Annotated in this window: 9 protein-coding genes and 4 pseudogenes; 3 read left to right on the plus strand and 10 right to left on the minus strand. The window is 69.7% G+C overall.

The features are described from left to right. Positions 1–12: 12 nt before the first annotated feature. From NRF20_RS38395 to NRF20_RS38415, 5 genes and pseudogenes are all read right to left on the minus strand, one after another. Entirely contained in the window at positions 13–1,689 is a 1,677-nt protein-coding gene (locus NRF20_RS38395) for a hypothetical protein (protein ID WP_413754065.1), read from the minus strand. 377 nt (positions 1,690–2,066) lie between these two features. Beyond that, positions 2,067–3,576, minus strand: a pseudogene (locus NRF20_RS38400) (ISL3 family transposase). Between the two features lie 591 nt (positions 3,577–4,167). Continuing rightward, on the minus strand, positions 4,168–4,500 hold the full coding sequence (locus tag NRF20_RS38405; RefSeq protein ID WP_398630889.1) for a hypothetical protein: 333 nt from the start codon (positions 4,498–4,500) through the stop codon (positions 4,168–4,170). Between the two features lie 3 nt (positions 4,501–4,503). Further along, complete coding sequence (locus tag NRF20_RS38410; protein ID WP_398630890.1) at positions 4,504–4,770, minus strand: hypothetical protein; 267 nt, start codon at positions 4,768–4,770, stop codon at positions 4,504–4,506. Between the two features lie 844 nt (positions 4,771–5,614). Beyond that, a complete protein-coding gene (locus NRF20_RS38415) occupies positions 5,615–6,172 on the minus strand; it encodes a nucleoside-triphosphatase (protein ID WP_398630891.1) in 558 nt (185 codons plus the stop codon). Between the two features lie 109 nt (positions 6,173–6,281). Between NRF20_RS38415 and NRF20_RS38420 the strand changes: the two genes are divergently transcribed. After that, positions 6,282–6,734: a YbhB/YbcL family Raf kinase inhibitor-like protein gene (locus NRF20_RS38420; protein ID WP_398630892.1), complete on the plus strand. Its 453-nt coding sequence runs from the start codon at positions 6,282–6,284 to the stop codon at positions 6,732–6,734. Between the two features lie 5 nt (positions 6,735–6,739). Here NRF20_RS38420 and NRF20_RS38425 read toward each other — a convergent pair whose 3' ends face one another. The 5 genes and pseudogenes from NRF20_RS38425 to NRF20_RS38445 form a co-directional block, all read right to left on the minus strand. Beyond that, positions 6,740–7,384, minus strand: coding sequence for a protein-L-isoaspartate(D-aspartate) O-methyltransferase (locus NRF20_RS38425; protein WP_398630893.1), 645 nt, complete (start codon positions 7,382–7,384; stop codon positions 6,740–6,742). Beyond that, positions 7,374–7,880, minus strand: a pseudogene (locus NRF20_RS38430) (molybdopterin dinucleotide binding domain-containing protein); the annotation flags it as partial. The pseudogene NRF20_RS38430 and the gene NRF20_RS38425, both read right to left, overlap by 11 nt. A 490-nt stretch (positions 7,881–8,370) precedes the next feature. Then, positions 8,371–9,468: a hypothetical protein gene (locus NRF20_RS38435; protein WP_398630894.1), complete on the minus strand. Its 1,098-nt coding sequence runs from the start codon at positions 9,466–9,468 to the stop codon at positions 8,371–8,373. Between the two features lie 884 nt (positions 9,469–10,352). After that, positions 10,353–11,006, minus strand: a complete 654-nt coding sequence (locus NRF20_RS38440; protein WP_398630895.1) for a flavin reductase family protein — start codon at positions 11,004–11,006, stop codon at positions 10,353–10,355. Positions 11,007–11,122: 116 nt separating this feature from the next. Next, positions 11,123–11,200 (minus strand): annotated as a pseudogene (locus tag NRF20_RS38445) (acetyl-CoA acetyltransferase); the annotation flags it as partial. Positions 11,201–11,403: 203 nt separating this feature from the next. Here NRF20_RS38445 and NRF20_RS38450 point away from each other — a divergent pair. Both NRF20_RS38450 and NRF20_RS38455 read left to right on the plus strand, forming a co-directional pair. Then, positions 11,404–11,571: pseudogene (locus NRF20_RS38450) on the plus strand (LuxR C-terminal-related transcriptional regulator); the annotation flags it as partial. A gap of 169 nt (positions 11,572–11,740) precedes the next feature. Beyond that, the gene (locus NRF20_RS38455; RefSeq protein WP_413754648.1) at positions 11,741–12,682 is read left to right on the plus strand and encodes an NADP-dependent oxidoreductase; all 942 of its coding nucleotides are present in this window, start codon (positions 11,741–11,743) and stop codon (positions 12,680–12,682) included. The last annotated feature ends 500 nt before the right edge of the window (positions 12,683–13,182 follow it).

The raw sequence follows: 13,182 nt of genomic DNA on the forward strand, positions 1-13,182 counted from the left end.
CGGCGGCGCTCCTCAGCGCTGGGGCGGCGGGACGGATGCCAGCTCGCGTGCGGCGGACAGCAGAGCGAGGCGGAGCGTACGCGCCTCCGGGCGGGCCCCCGGATCCTCCCGCAGCGCACCGGCGACCGCGTGGACGAGACTGTCCGGTACGGAGTCCGAGCCGCGGTAGGCAGGCAGCCTGGGGTCGGGGATACGGCCGGTCAGCGCGCGGTGGAGCAGCGCGCCCAACTGGTAGACGTCGGTGGCCGGCCCAGGGCGTCTACGGGAGCCGTGCCGCTGCTCGGGTGCCTGGTAGGGCCCGGCGTTCTCGCCCGGGCGGGGCGGCACGGTGGCCAGACCGAAGTCGCGCAGCACCATCTGGGGCCGGTGCATGACGACCGCGGTCGGCCGGAGCGCGCGGTGCGAGAAGCCCGCGCCGCTCAACCGTTCGAGGACGTGGGCCACGTGGGCGAGCCCTCTCACGATGGACCACAGGCGCTGCGGGTCCGTCGGCGTCGGCGACTCGGGCAGCAGTTCATGGACAGTCCCCATGGGGCTGCCGAGCCTCGCGTCGCCCGGCCAGGCCAGAGCGAGCGTGGAGGTCTTCCCGCTGCGGGTCAGCTGTACGACGTCGGGGCCACGGAGCCTGCGGCACAGCTCGGCTTCCTGTTCGAGCGCGGCCAGCGGGTCGAATTGGTTCGGGCCGGGAAGCGGCCCTGTCCGTTCGACCTGGCGCAGCCAGGCGTAGGCGCCGCGACCACCCCCGTCGGGCACCACGCGTGCCACTGCCTGACGTCGCAGCACGTCGCCGTCCCGCGACTCGTGAACGAGATCACCGGGGCTTTCGTACAGCAGGTACTGCTGTCCCGCGACATCGACGACGGGCCGGCTGTCCCAGGCGGCCGGCTCGGGGGAGCGGTCGGGGGCGGACACCACGACCACGGCGGGTGCGCTGCGCGGCTCCTGGGCAACCTGCCGTTTCGGGCGCAGGTCGCGCAGCACCCGCATGGCGAAGGCGGCGGCGTGCCGCGCCGCCGTCTCCTGCGAGCCCGTGGCGTCGCGTGTGGATTTGTTCGGGTCGGCGAAGTCGCTGATGCCGCGGATGGACAGGGCCCGCACCGCGCTGTTCATCCTGGTCGCGTGGGTGACGCCGTGGCTCTCCATGTCGACGGCCACCGCGTCGTTGTAGTGCCGGCGGATCCGTCGGGCCGTCTCGGAGTCGCGGAAGCCGAGCAGCACGTCACCTGACGCGATCGGCTCGAAATGAACCTTGGGTGGTGTGGAGAGGCGGGTGTCCGGGCGGAGATAAGCCCAGGGTTCGTTGCGACGGGCGGAGCGTACCAGCTGGTCCATGTCGTGCTCCGGCGACCAGGTGTCAGGGCGGGCGGCGAATCCGTCCACGCTCTCGCGTCCACCGTGATAGCCGTGAACCTTGCTGGCGACGACGACGTCACCGAGGTGGATATCGTCCCTGAGCGCACCGGCGACGCCGACGAACAGCACAGCCTCGGCATTGAAGTGCTCGATCGTGGACTGCGCGACGAGGGCCGCACGGGTGTTGGTGGGGCCCGTCTCCGCCAGCGCCACCTCCCAGTTGAGGCCCGGCATCCGGCCGACGTCGAGAAGGGTGCCTTGTGGCAGTTCGACCTCGTGGACGTCCACCATGTGCTGGCGCACCGCCTCGTATTCCACCTGCAAAGCAGTGAGCACAACCACAGTGGGTCGTCGCCTGCTCGCTCCCCCCAACAGAAACCCTCACCTTCACAGGTCTGAGACTGAACCTCGTCACTCCCGGCTGTCGTCCCGCTCAGCGTGGGAAGCAGCAAGAACGAGCACTCTAGCCTGGCCCATCGAAGCGTATTCGTGAGTCGGTCTCGCCTGATGACGCCCGCTGCCGGAACAGTAAGGAACGAGCCAATCCAGCGCCTCGTCGACGGTTGCCTCAAGGGAGACTCACGGAGTCGAGGGTTAGCAACTTCGCTTGGCGTTTAAGCGCGGCAAAATCGTTTCTTGTTGGGGTTCGCCGTTCGCCGGGACTGTAAATCGTTCGGCTCTGGCACGTAGTCGGTGGTGACGCTGGGTGTCCGTCAGGGCAGGAGGAGCCGGTGGCGGAGGAGGTCGATTCCGGCGCGTCCGTGCATCTGTCTCGTGATCCTCTTGGTGCGGGTGTTGACGCCTTCGGTGCGGCCGTTGTGGTACGGCAAGGTGAGGCCGGCGTCCACGGCGGCCCGCTCGATTTCGAGGTCGTTGGTGAGACTGCGCAGGTGCGGCAGGCCGACGGCGCGGGCGGTGGTGATCCACCCGGTAAGTTTCACATCGTTGCCCTCGGCCGGTTTCAGCAGGGCGGCGAAGCCGCGTACGAGATCGGTGAGCGCGGTCATCTCCGGGCAGGTCGCGGCGATCTTCTCCAACAGGGCCGTTTCCTTCGGGCGCAGATTCTCGGGGTCGGTGAGTAGGAGACGGCTGGCATGACGCGGCGTGGTTACGGGGCGGTCGCCTTCGGCGCGACCCTGGTTGAGGTAGCGAACCAACAAGTTGGCGCTGCCGGTGTAGCCCAACTCTTGGATCTCTCGCAGCAGTTGGGTGACGGGGACTGCGGGGTCGGCCTGGCGCCGTTCGCGGAAGTGGTCGCGGTAGGGGTCGACGAGGGTGGGCCGGTAGGCGGGGGCGATGCGCAGGGCCTGGGGTTCGGGCATGCGGGCATACCGTGTGACGGTATTCAGGGCCAGGTTGAGGCGGCGGGAGCAGTCGAGCAGGCCGACGCCCTGGCCGAGGAGATCGTGGACCTTGTTCCAGCGTTCGCGGGTGGTCTGCTCGCGTTACTCCGCCGGGGCGGGGCGGGTTGATGGTAGCCCAGCAGCCGGCGTGCGCGCGGACCTCGAGCAGGACTTTGGCGCAGAGGTTGTGCCAGAGGTGCCATCGGTCGCTGACCTGCACCGCGTCGGGCAGAGCGCAACGGACGGCCTCGGCGTAGGTGGCTGATCCGTGCCGGCATACGACCTCGACACCGCTGCCGTGCTCCCGCAGCCAGGACTCCAGGGTGGCCGCCTCGCGGTCGGGCAGGACCGTGACGCGTCCGCCGGTCTCGGCGTCCGTGATGATCGTGGCGTATCGATGCCGGCGGCGCAGGGCGAAGTCGTCCACGCCGATCACCCGCAGGACCGCTTGGTGCGGCAGCGGCAGGCGCCGCAGATGGCGCAGCGCAGTGCTGCGGGAAACGGGCACAGCCAGCAGACCGGCGAGGCGCGCGGCCGGCCGGCCGCATAACTCCCGCGCCACCTGGGATATCTGGTCGGCCAGCCGCACTGTGCGGCGCTGATGGCGCTCCAGCAGTCCGGGAATCTGCTCGCGGAAGGTCTGCCGCCGGCAGCCCGGGACAGGGCAGACCAGCCGCCGTACGCGCAGGTGGACGACAACCTGGCGGCCGTCGACCGGCACGTCCGTCACCGTCCGGCCGTGGTGCCCGTGCACCTTCGCCGTCGGAGTCCCGCACCCCGGACATGGCACCGCCACATCCGGGGTGCGGGCCGTGATCGCCACCGCGTCACCGCCGTCCGCCACGTCCTCGACGACCAGCACCGACAGCCCGGAAAACACCGTGACCATAAGGGAGTTGACATCCATCACAAGGTCATGATCACGGATAGCTACTCAACGTCACCACCTGGTACGGGCCAGAGCCGTTCGTTTGACAGGCCCTCTCCAGCACACCTGGAGGACGGAGCTCGCCTGCGCCGTCGTGGGACCCTGGCGGGGGCGTAGCTCGTCTACCTGACGCCGTCCGAGAGAGGGCCGGGGTGGACGGGCTTCGGCTCCGACAGGAGTGCTCCTCTGACCGGTTGTGAACGCTCCAGATGCCCGAAAGGGCGCTTGGCGCGGCCGCATACCTGCGTTGACCTGCAGCTATGTTCGTTCCCGCTTAATGCGTCATCTTCTCGATGAGGCGCCACGTCGAGGGTGCGATCGAGTACCTTGGCAGTTGCCTTAACGGAGGTTGGTGGACACGAACAGGGATAACACCAACCGGCAGGTGCGGCTGAGCTTCGTCGGTTAGTCGGTTGCTTCGGTGGGACTGTAGAGGGGAAGTCCGGCCGCACCAAATGAGCAGTGCGCGTTGCTGTCGCATGGTGGGCGAAGGCGGCCAGCAGGTTCTTTGTCTCTTGGTGGTACGCGACCTCGACTCGCGTATCACAGCACCGTGAACCAATAGATGTCGCCGGAATCGGGCAGCCGGGACAGGTGGCGGACTTCCGTCGCAATCCGTGCGAGGGCGTCGGCCTTCTCCAGGTGCCATGGCAGGAAGGGCTTCTCGGTCGACTCCGTCAGCTCGCCGGCACGGACGCTGGCGTCGTACAGGTCACCGACGATGCGGAGGAGCAGCGCCAACTGTTCCTCGAATGAGGCGCCACGGCCGAGAACGCTGCCTGCGGATCCGCTGATGACCGAGAAGCCGAGCCAGTCGTCGTGCGCGTACTGGATCAGGTACTCCAGCTCGCTACGGTAGGTGTCTTCGTTGATCATCGCTCAGTTCCCGTGCTGCGGAATGTGGAATCGTTTCATGTCCAGACCGTCTACGCCGTTGTAGTCGATGGTCGCTCCGCCGGATTTGCTGAACGGCCGGTAGGTGACGGTCGCCTTCGGGTCGTCGGACAGCTGCCACAACTCGATGTTGCCCTTCGGAGTGCTCTTGACGTCGGGCTCACCGAGCTTCGCGTGCAGGTCCAGGCGGACCCGCTCAAGTTGCACCTCGTCGATCATCCTGACGCCCGGGATGTCCTCCTTTCCCGGCATATTGCCGTCTTCCTCGAGTGCTGTGCCGCGTGCGGAGTCATGTCGCGCTTGGGTGTCGGCGTCGAGGCACTTGAGCCCGAGTGGGTCCGTCCAGCCGAAGGGATTGGGGACGTACGCGTGATGGTGAGGTGCGGCGCTCAGGCCGAGCGGGTCGGCCGAGAAGTATCCGGCGATCTAGGAGTCTTGGGTAGCGGCACTGTAAGCGCGATGTCCGGCCGTACCAAGCGGCGGTCAGCGTGACAGGAACAGTGCCGAGCCGATCTCCGCCAGCCGGTCCGCGAGGTCAGGGCGCCGCCCCGGGCGGCCGGTGCGGACCGCCGCGGCGCTGTTCGCCGGCGCGGGCTACCGCTGAGACGAGGAGGTCCGTCCTGCCCGGACGCCTCGCCCTCGTGCAGCGGGCCGGCGTGCTCGCCGCCCGTCTGCTGCTCCGGCGCGGGCGGCACCATCGGCCGCCTGCCGGGGTTCGGGCGCCATCGCCGCCACCCTCGCCGAGCGGGGCACCAAGAGCCTCGTCCTCCCGGACGGTTCCCCATCGACCTGCTGCCCGAGCAGGGCTTCACCCTCCTCTACGACCTTTCCCAGCTCTCAGCGGGGAGCCTGGAGACCGCCGACTCGGTGCTCACCACTGCCGCCCTTGGCATTGCCGTCACCGGCAGGGTGCCGGGCGGCATAGCAGGGAGGCCGGGGAGGGGCGGGCGCCGAACCGGGTGATGAAGGCGATGCCGGCCGCGTACTCGGTGGGCAGGCACTGACCCTTGGTAGTGGGCGCCGCCGGTCGCACCGATCGGGCGACTTCACATCCTGTCGCCCCGGATCTGCTTTCAGCAGGTCGGAGGCCGGTCTCTCATCCGTGAGAGGGAGGCCTTCCGCGCGTCCGGGGCTGCTGCAGCCGGGCCGCGAGCTCACCCGGCAGGACGTCCCGGTTTGCCGGAGTGAGCTGGACGACCTCGATGTCGGCGCGCCGCTTGAGGGCGTCGGTGAACGGATCGCGGTGCGCGTGGACCGTGGCGACGACGTCGACCTCTGCGACGAACAGCGCGTCGACCGCGTGCCGGAACGCCGTGCACGTCAGTTCCATCCGCCCCAGCTCGTCGATGAGCACCAGCCCTGTTGCCTCCTCGGTTGCTGCCGGCCGAAGCGACGGCAGCGCCAGTCGTTCCATGACGCCCAGGTCGACGCCGTATTTCCCTACCCGTGGCGGACCGGGCAGGTCGACATGGGCGAGCACCTCCCGCCGGCCCGCCAGGGTCTCCAGGGCGAAACCGACGCGGGCGCCGGATTGCCGGATCTCCTCCGTGGTGAAGCCGGTGGCCGCGTGGGTGGGCAGCAGCGCGGCCAGCCGACGGAGGGCGGTCGTCTTGCCCGCGCCAGGGCGGCCCTCGAGCAGGATCCTTGTCGGCACACTGCCATCTTCCCCCCGCTTCCGGAGGCGGCCCGGGTGGGCTCGGCCGAACGGGGGTTTTGGGGTGCGGACCGGTGCCGGTGCCGCCGTTGCGGGTATGGCGGCGCGCATGAGCGGAATTGAACTCAGCAGCACCGCGTTCGACGACAAAACGGTGATCCCCCGCCGGTACAGCGGGGAGGGTGAGAACATCTCACCGCCCCTGACCTGGTCGGGGGTGCCCCACGAGGCCACGGAGCTGGTGCTCCTGTGCGAGGACCCGGACGCGCCGGGGACGACCTTCCTGCACTGGCTGGTGACCGGCATCGATCCGGGGATCACCGGGGCGGCGGAGGGCCAGAAGCCCCAGGGGGGTCTGCCGTGGCCCAACGGCTTCGGCCGCGTGGGCTGGGGAGGGCCGATGCCTCCACCGGGGCACGGGCCGCACCGCTACTTCTTCCGCCTGTACGCCCTGTCCGAGTCGCTGTCGCTGCACGACCACCCGGGCGCCGAGGACGTGCACCGTGCCCTGAGGGGCAGGGAGCTGGCCTCCGGCACCCTGGTCGGGACCTATCAGCGCTGAGCGCGTCACCGCTGGTCGTAGCCATGGGCGCCGTACAGCCGGACGAACCGGGCTGCGGTGACCGTCCTGCGATGCACCAGGCCGAGGGCCCGCCGCTCGTACAGCTCGACGCGCTCCTGCCCGCCCTGCCCGATCGGCTGGACGAGCCGGCCACCGGTGCGGAGCTGATCCACGAGCGGCTCGGGCACTCGCGGGAAGGCCGCGCAGACGATGACGGCGTCGTACGGGGCACGGGTCGGCATTCCGAGGGTCCCGTCGCCGAGTACGACCTCGGCATTGCCGACGCCCTGCGCGGCCAGCCGCAGGCGGGCCTCGTCGACCAGGTCGGGCCAACGCTCGACGCTGACGACGTACGCGGCCGAGCGGGCCAGCAGCGCGGTCTGCCAGCCGTATCCGGTCCCGACCTCCAGGACCTGTTCGTCTCCGGTGAGGCCGAGAGCGGAGACCATCATGGCGATCAGCGAGGGCTGGGTGGTCACCTGCCCGTGGGGGAGCGGAACGGGCGTGTCCCGGTACGCGGATGCCACCTCGTCCGCGGGAACGAATTCCGCCCGGGGGATGCTCCGTACGGCCTCCAGGAGACGGTCGTCGGTCACGCCCACGGCGTGGGCCGCGCGGACGAGGTCCTCGGGGGTCCCTTCATGGGCCATCGGACCGCGGGGCCGTGGCGGTGGCGCCGGCGGCCCCGATCGTGGTGCGTTCCAGTCCGACCACGATCCCCTTCGACGTCGGCGTGTTGCTGATCTCGGCCGTACTGTCCAGCGGCACCAGGACATCGGTCTCCGGGTAGCAGGCGGGGGCGCAGCCGGGTGCGGTCGGGTAGGCGACCAGCCGGAAGTCCTCCGCGCGGCGCTCGGTGCCGTCCGTCCAGACACTCATGAGGTCCACCCGTTCGCCGTCAAAGAGCCCGAGCGCGGTGAGGTCCGCCGGGCTCACGAGTACGACGCGCCGGGTGCCTCGCACGCCGCGACAGCGGTCGTTGTCCGTGTACGGAACGGTGTTCCACCGGTCGTGGGAGCGCAGGGTCTGCAACAGCAGATGCCCTTGGGGCGCCCGCAGCATGGCGTAGGAGGTGCGGGTGAAGACGGCCCTGCCGCCGGGGGTGGGGAACCTTCCTTCGTTCACGGGGTGGGCGAGCACGGTCCCGTGGCCGATCACGCCGCGCGGCTTCTGCGGATGCTTGAACCGCTTTAGGCCCGCCTCGGGCAGCGGATTCACGTTGACGATGCGCCCGCCGTTGCGCATGGTCTCCTCCAGGGCGGAGAGCATCCGCGGATGGTTGCTCTCGGGGCTCTGGCCCACGACGAGGAGCAGATCGGCGTGGTGGAGGTGGTGCAGGCTGACGCTCCCCTTGCTGACGCCCAGGGGCAGCGCCGTACGGGGGACCGCCGTCTGTTCCAGGGAGTACGGCAGCGCGTTGGCCACTGCCGGCACGCCTACCGCCCAGGTCTTGGGCGGGGTGATCGAGACGTCCGTCTCCTCCGCACCGCTCCTGCTCCTGTCCATGCGCCCCATCCGCCGCTCATCCGCCGCGCTGCCGCTCCAGCCCAGTGTCGGCACGTTCCGCGCGCGGCGCGATCCGGGGCGGTCGGGCGCAAGGGGCGACGTGTGATGCGGGAGGCGCAGCGCGCCGGCGTCAGGACGGGGTCCCCGGGTCGGTGTACCGCAGCAGGGCGCCCACGCCCTCGTACAGCCTCAGCTCGCTCTCCGGTACGACGACCAGCTCGGCACCGGTGCCGACGAGGGCCCGGACGAGGGCCTCGTCGGCGCGTTCCTCGCGCGGGGCCCGCACGCCGAAGGACATCAGCTCCGCCTCCGTCAGGGCGAGCTGAGTCGGCTGGGAGCCCGCCCAGAGCCGCAGCGAAGACCCTGGCGGCCGGTTCAGCAGCAGGGCCGCGACCTGGCCGCGCTGGAGGGCGGCGACGGTGGCGGCCAGCCCCTCCGCCATGGGTCCGTCCAGGGCACGCCGGCCGATGAAGATGTCCACGAGTTCCCGGTCGTGGGCGGCCATGCGGCCACGGAAGACGCCGTCGAGCTGCGGCTCCAACAGGGCGCGTCCGGTGTCGGTGGGGGTCCGGCCGCCCACGCGTACGACCTTGTCCCGCAGGGTGTGCGGCAGGCGGCGGATCAGTACGTTGCACGCCCACTCGTTCCCGCCCACGACGACGGCGTCGGCATGGGCGCGCCGCGCCCGTTCGTCCAGCTGGTGGCCGAGCCGGAGGGAGGTGCGGTGCCAGGTCGCCACCGCGACCCTGCGGTGCAGCCGCTCACCTGGGGTGACGGTGGACGCGGGCCAGGTGCCGGTCTCCGCCTCCAGAGTTACCCAACCGTGGGTCTCGGCGGTCGGAAGGCCGCCGTAGTGGACGACTACGGCCATGTAGGGGATCTCCGGAACGTGCTGGGTGACCAGGGGCATCGCGTCCGGCAGGGTGCTGTAGCGCGCGGAGTCGTGCTCGGGTGGCCTGGGCAGCTCCCCGTCCAGGACGAGCGTGCCGTGGGCGGCGAAGATGGCCTGACCGTGCACCCCCGGCACCTCTGTGTCGGCGCCGACCGCCTCCTCCAGTACGTTCAGCAGCGCGCGGTCCGAGCCCTGACGGGACAGACTGTCGCGCAGCCGCCGCCAGCGCAGCGCGATCGCCCGCTCGGGATGGTCGACGTCTCGGGAGGTGTCCAGGTACACGGAGGCGAACGGGCCCGGCTCCGCGTAGAGGGGTTCAAGGAACGACAACCTCATCGCCACTCCTAGTCGATGGTCTCCCCTCCTTTGATGATGCGCGCCTCGGGGGGCGATGGAGCTCGACGAGCGCAAAGCGGTGCGGAACGCGGGGCGGTCAGGCGCCGGCCGGCAGCAGCCGGCCCATCGTGAGCATGGTGGCGGCGACCCGGCCGTCCAGCACGGCCAAGCCGCGGGGCGGGACGGTCTCGTCGCCACACAATGGACCGCCTCGGCCGTAACGTTGTCGACTGCCTGAACACCGGCCACGGATACGGGACGAGAAGAAGCTGCTCGTCACCGCTCCACTGTCGAGGCCTGGGGCGCTCAGATGGAACTGCGTGCCATACGGCGCCGGAATCGCGACGCCACGATCAAGGCCGGCGCTGCCGGCCAATGGGCAACGTCGGCCCACTACGAGTCGGCAAGGTCGGGTCGCCGGGGATCTGAGCGGACCGAGCAGACCCACACCGGCCGCCGGCGTTCAGCTCAGTAGTGCAGGACTCGCTGCGTAGGGGGTCAAGGGGTGCCGTGCTCCGGCAAAGGAATGGGCCCTCCAACGGAGTCACTTGAGCATCGGGCGCAGGTTGCGATGCATGACCGAACGGTCCTATGTTCGCAATGAGTCGAGTGGCCATGGCGCAGGCCACGTGGTGCAGTCCGGTGCCATTCACGGCAACGTGGTGTTCCCCTCGCCGGCTGTGCCGATGAGCCAGACGCCGGCGGAAACGCAAAGGCGCTGGGAACAGCGTCAAAGGCGAATCCTCGATGCCGAGCACGCCCAGCTGGCAGTAGACCGGCGCCGGTTCACACAGTCACCTGCGGGAATTGCCCGCAATCGCCGCAGTGCTCGGCCAGCTCGCCGGCCCACGAATTGACCGGCGGAGTCAACCGCAGCGATGCCGCTACTCGCTTGGGGCTTGGCCGGTCCGGGTGGAGCCGGGGGCGGAGGTTTCTGGTCCGGGCTCCTCGTAGGGGATGCGGTTCAAGTGGATGACATCTCGCAGAGTGCCCCACTCATCGCCTCCGAGTTTGGTGAGTGGGCGCAGTCGCTCGGAGTTGGGCCGGTCGTCGACGATGTACTCCTCCTTTGCAGCGGCTTGCAGCACGCGACCGAAGACGAGGGTGGAATTGCCCATCCGCAGGGTGGTGTGCGAGCGGCACTCCAGCACGACGGGGGAGGCGGCCACTCTGGCCGGGCGGACCCGCAGGCTGGGCTCGCGTTCGATGCCTGCGAAGTCGAATTCGCTGACGGTCCGGGGAAAGTCGGTGGCTGTCGCGTTGATCATATGCAGCAACGGCTCCGAAGAGAAGTTGACGACGAATTCCCCTGTGTCTTCCACATTGCGCAGCGAGTCCTTGCGGCCGATGGAGGTGAACTGGACGATCGGCGGGTCGGTGCTGGCGATGCTGAAGAAGGAATGTGGCGCCAGGTTCTCGGTGGCACCGTCGGGTGTGATGGTGGATACCCATGCAATGGGGCGTGGAACGACGACAGAAGTCATGAACCTGTAGAAGCTGGCAGTACTCATGGCTTCCGGATCGAATTCGACGCGCATGCGTTGAGTATCCGAGGTGCTGTCCAGGAGTGCGACACGTGTCGGTGTCGGCACGGTTTCCAGGCGACGGAGATATGCGGGCGGCGACGGCAGGCTGCGGCCGCAGACCGTTCTTGTCAGCGTTCGAGGACGAGGGCGAGCCCCTGGCCGGCGCCGATGCGCAGGGCGGCAACGCCGGTGCCGGAGCCGCGGCGAGGCGCACGACTCTACGAGGAGGGCGCCGTGGCGGATTTACTGATGCTGCCCCCGAGGCTGTGGCCGCAACTCGCTTCCGTGGTGTTCCCCGCGAACGACCGGTCCCGAGCCGAGGCCATCCGAGCCAGACTGGAACAACTGTCCCTGCGGGCCCTGTTCGATGGGGCCGTAGTCGCTTCGGTCACGCACCAACCGCGCCGACGCTGACCGGCTCCATCTGTCCCCTCGCACCGTCAACTCACACCTGCGCCATGTCTTCGCCGAACTGGGAGTGAACACCAGGGTGGCACCGACACACATCGCATCGGCCCGCATGCCTCCTCAGGAGCCGCCCCAGCGGGAAGCGTACGGGCCGGTGCGAGAGCGGTGAACGTCATGGCTCGCTGCCCGCTCCGGCTTGGCGGATGCTCTGGCAAGCCCTGAGCGAGTCCGGCCCTGGCGGGCCGGAACGGTTCAGCTGTGGGATCCTGGCGCTCGTGGGCCGTCACGGTCCCGCTCCACCGGCGCAGGCGCGGGAGGGGGAAATAGTTGTGGTCACCATGCAAGCCGTACGGGCGCACCGCCGCGGCGGTCCCGAGCAACTCGTGTACGAGCAGGCCCCCAGACCCGAACCGGGACCCGGTGAAGTGCTCGTCGCTGTGCGAGCCGCATCCGTCACTGCGGACGAGCTGAACTGGGATGCGACGTGGACGGACAGCTTCGACAGCACGGGCCGCAGCCGCACGCCCATCATTCCCTCCCATGAGTTCTCCGGGGTCGTCGCCGCCCTGGGCGGGGGAGTGACAGGCTGGGCCGAGGGCGACCAGGTCTACGGACTGATCCCTTTCACCCACGACGGCGCGGCAGCCGAATATGTCAGCCTGCCTGCGGACATCCTGGCCACCAAGCCGGCCACCCTGAGCCACGATCAGGCCGCCGCGGTCCCTCTGGCGGCCCTCACCGCTTGGCAGGCCTTGGTCGACCACGCCCACGTGAAGGCGGGCCAGAGCGTCCTGGTACACGGCGGCGCCGGCGGAGTGGGCTCCTTTGCCGTGCAAATCGCCACGGCCCTCGGCGCGCATGTCACGGCGACTGCCTCCGCAACCGACCTGGATCTCGTCAGGCAGTTGGGCGCCCGCCGGGCTGTCGACTACGCCCACGACCGTTTTGAGGACCACGTCACCGACGTCGACGTGGTCATCGACCTGGTGGGCGGCGCCACCCAGGCCAGGTCCTGGGCTGTGCTGCGCCCCGGCGGAGCCCTGGTCGGCATCGCGGCACCGCCGGACCCGAAGGAGGCCACCAGCCATGGGGTCCGCGGCGTCTTCTTCATCGTCGAACCCGACCGCGCCGGGCTGGAAGCTGTCGCCCGGTTGATCGAGGACGGCCGGATCAATCCTGTCCTGGACCGGGTCCTGCCCCTGGCCGAGACCCGGGATGCGTACCAGGCACTCGCCCAGGAACATCGTCGCGGCAAGGTCGTGATCCACGTCGCCGGGTAGTGGGACCGGTTGGCGCGTGGCCGCAGGCTCAGCTGGACGACCGGGCCGAGTCCACGACCGGCGTCCGAGCCGGGTAGCCAGTCCTGATGCTGGGGCTGTCACCGCGCAGGTCAGCCGTGCTGGGGTTGCCCCAGCAGAGGTTGGCGGACATGAACGTCGACAGTCCTGACCGTCAGGTCCGATGGAGCTTCCTCGGCCAGGAGCCGCTTCGGGCAGAGGCCCGGTTCTCCTCACTGCCGGGCGGGGTGGAGTGGACGGCGCCATCACGGCGGCAGGCTCCCGCGCCCGCCGGGGTGATGCACGCCGGCTTTGATGGGCCGGGAGATGTTCGCGTCCGGGCTGTGGGCCGTGAGCCGTCCCGCTTCGCCTGCCCCGGCTCGCGCGTCGCCGATGCCCCGTCGAGGCCACCGATTTGGTGCCGTGGATGTGATGCCACCCATAGGAGCTGTGTCACATCCTAAGGCGGGTAGTAGGGCCGGGGGCGCCCGAACAGTGCGCAA

Source organism: Streptomyces sp. R-74717, from assembly GCF_047305335.1.
Taxonomy (GTDB): domain Bacteria; phylum Actinomycetota; class Actinomycetes; order Streptomycetales; family Streptomycetaceae; genus Streptomyces; species Streptomyces atratus.

What these genes read in the sequence shown, in the direction of transcription:
- NRF20_RS38440 (WP_398630895.1), bottom strand. Translation starts at nt 11,006, where the DNA reads ATGCGCGTCGAATTCGATCCGGAAGCCATGAGTACTGCCAGCTTCTAC.
- NRF20_RS38410 (WP_398630890.1), bottom strand. Translation starts at nt 4,770, where the DNA reads ATGCCGGGAAAGGAGGACATCCCGGGCGTCAGGATGATCGACGAGGTG.
- NRF20_RS38420 (WP_398630892.1), top strand. Translation starts at nt 6,282, where the DNA reads ATGAGCGGAATTGAACTCAGCAGCACCGCGTTCGACGACAAAACGGTG.
- NRF20_RS38425 (WP_398630893.1), bottom strand. Translation starts at nt 7,384, where the DNA reads ATGGCCCATGAAGGGACCCCCGAGGACCTCGTCCGCGCGGCCCACGCC.
- NRF20_RS38455 (WP_413754648.1), top strand. Translation starts at nt 11,741, where the DNA reads ATGCAAGCCGTACGGGCGCACCGCCGCGGCGGTCCCGAGCAACTCGTG.
- NRF20_RS38405 (WP_398630889.1), bottom strand. Translation starts at nt 4,500, where the DNA reads ATGATCAACGAAGACACCTACCGTAGCGAGCTGGAGTACCTGATCCAG.
- NRF20_RS38435 (WP_398630894.1), bottom strand. Translation starts at nt 9,468, where the DNA reads ATGAGGTTGTCGTTCCTTGAACCCCTCTACGCGGAGCCGGGCCCGTTC.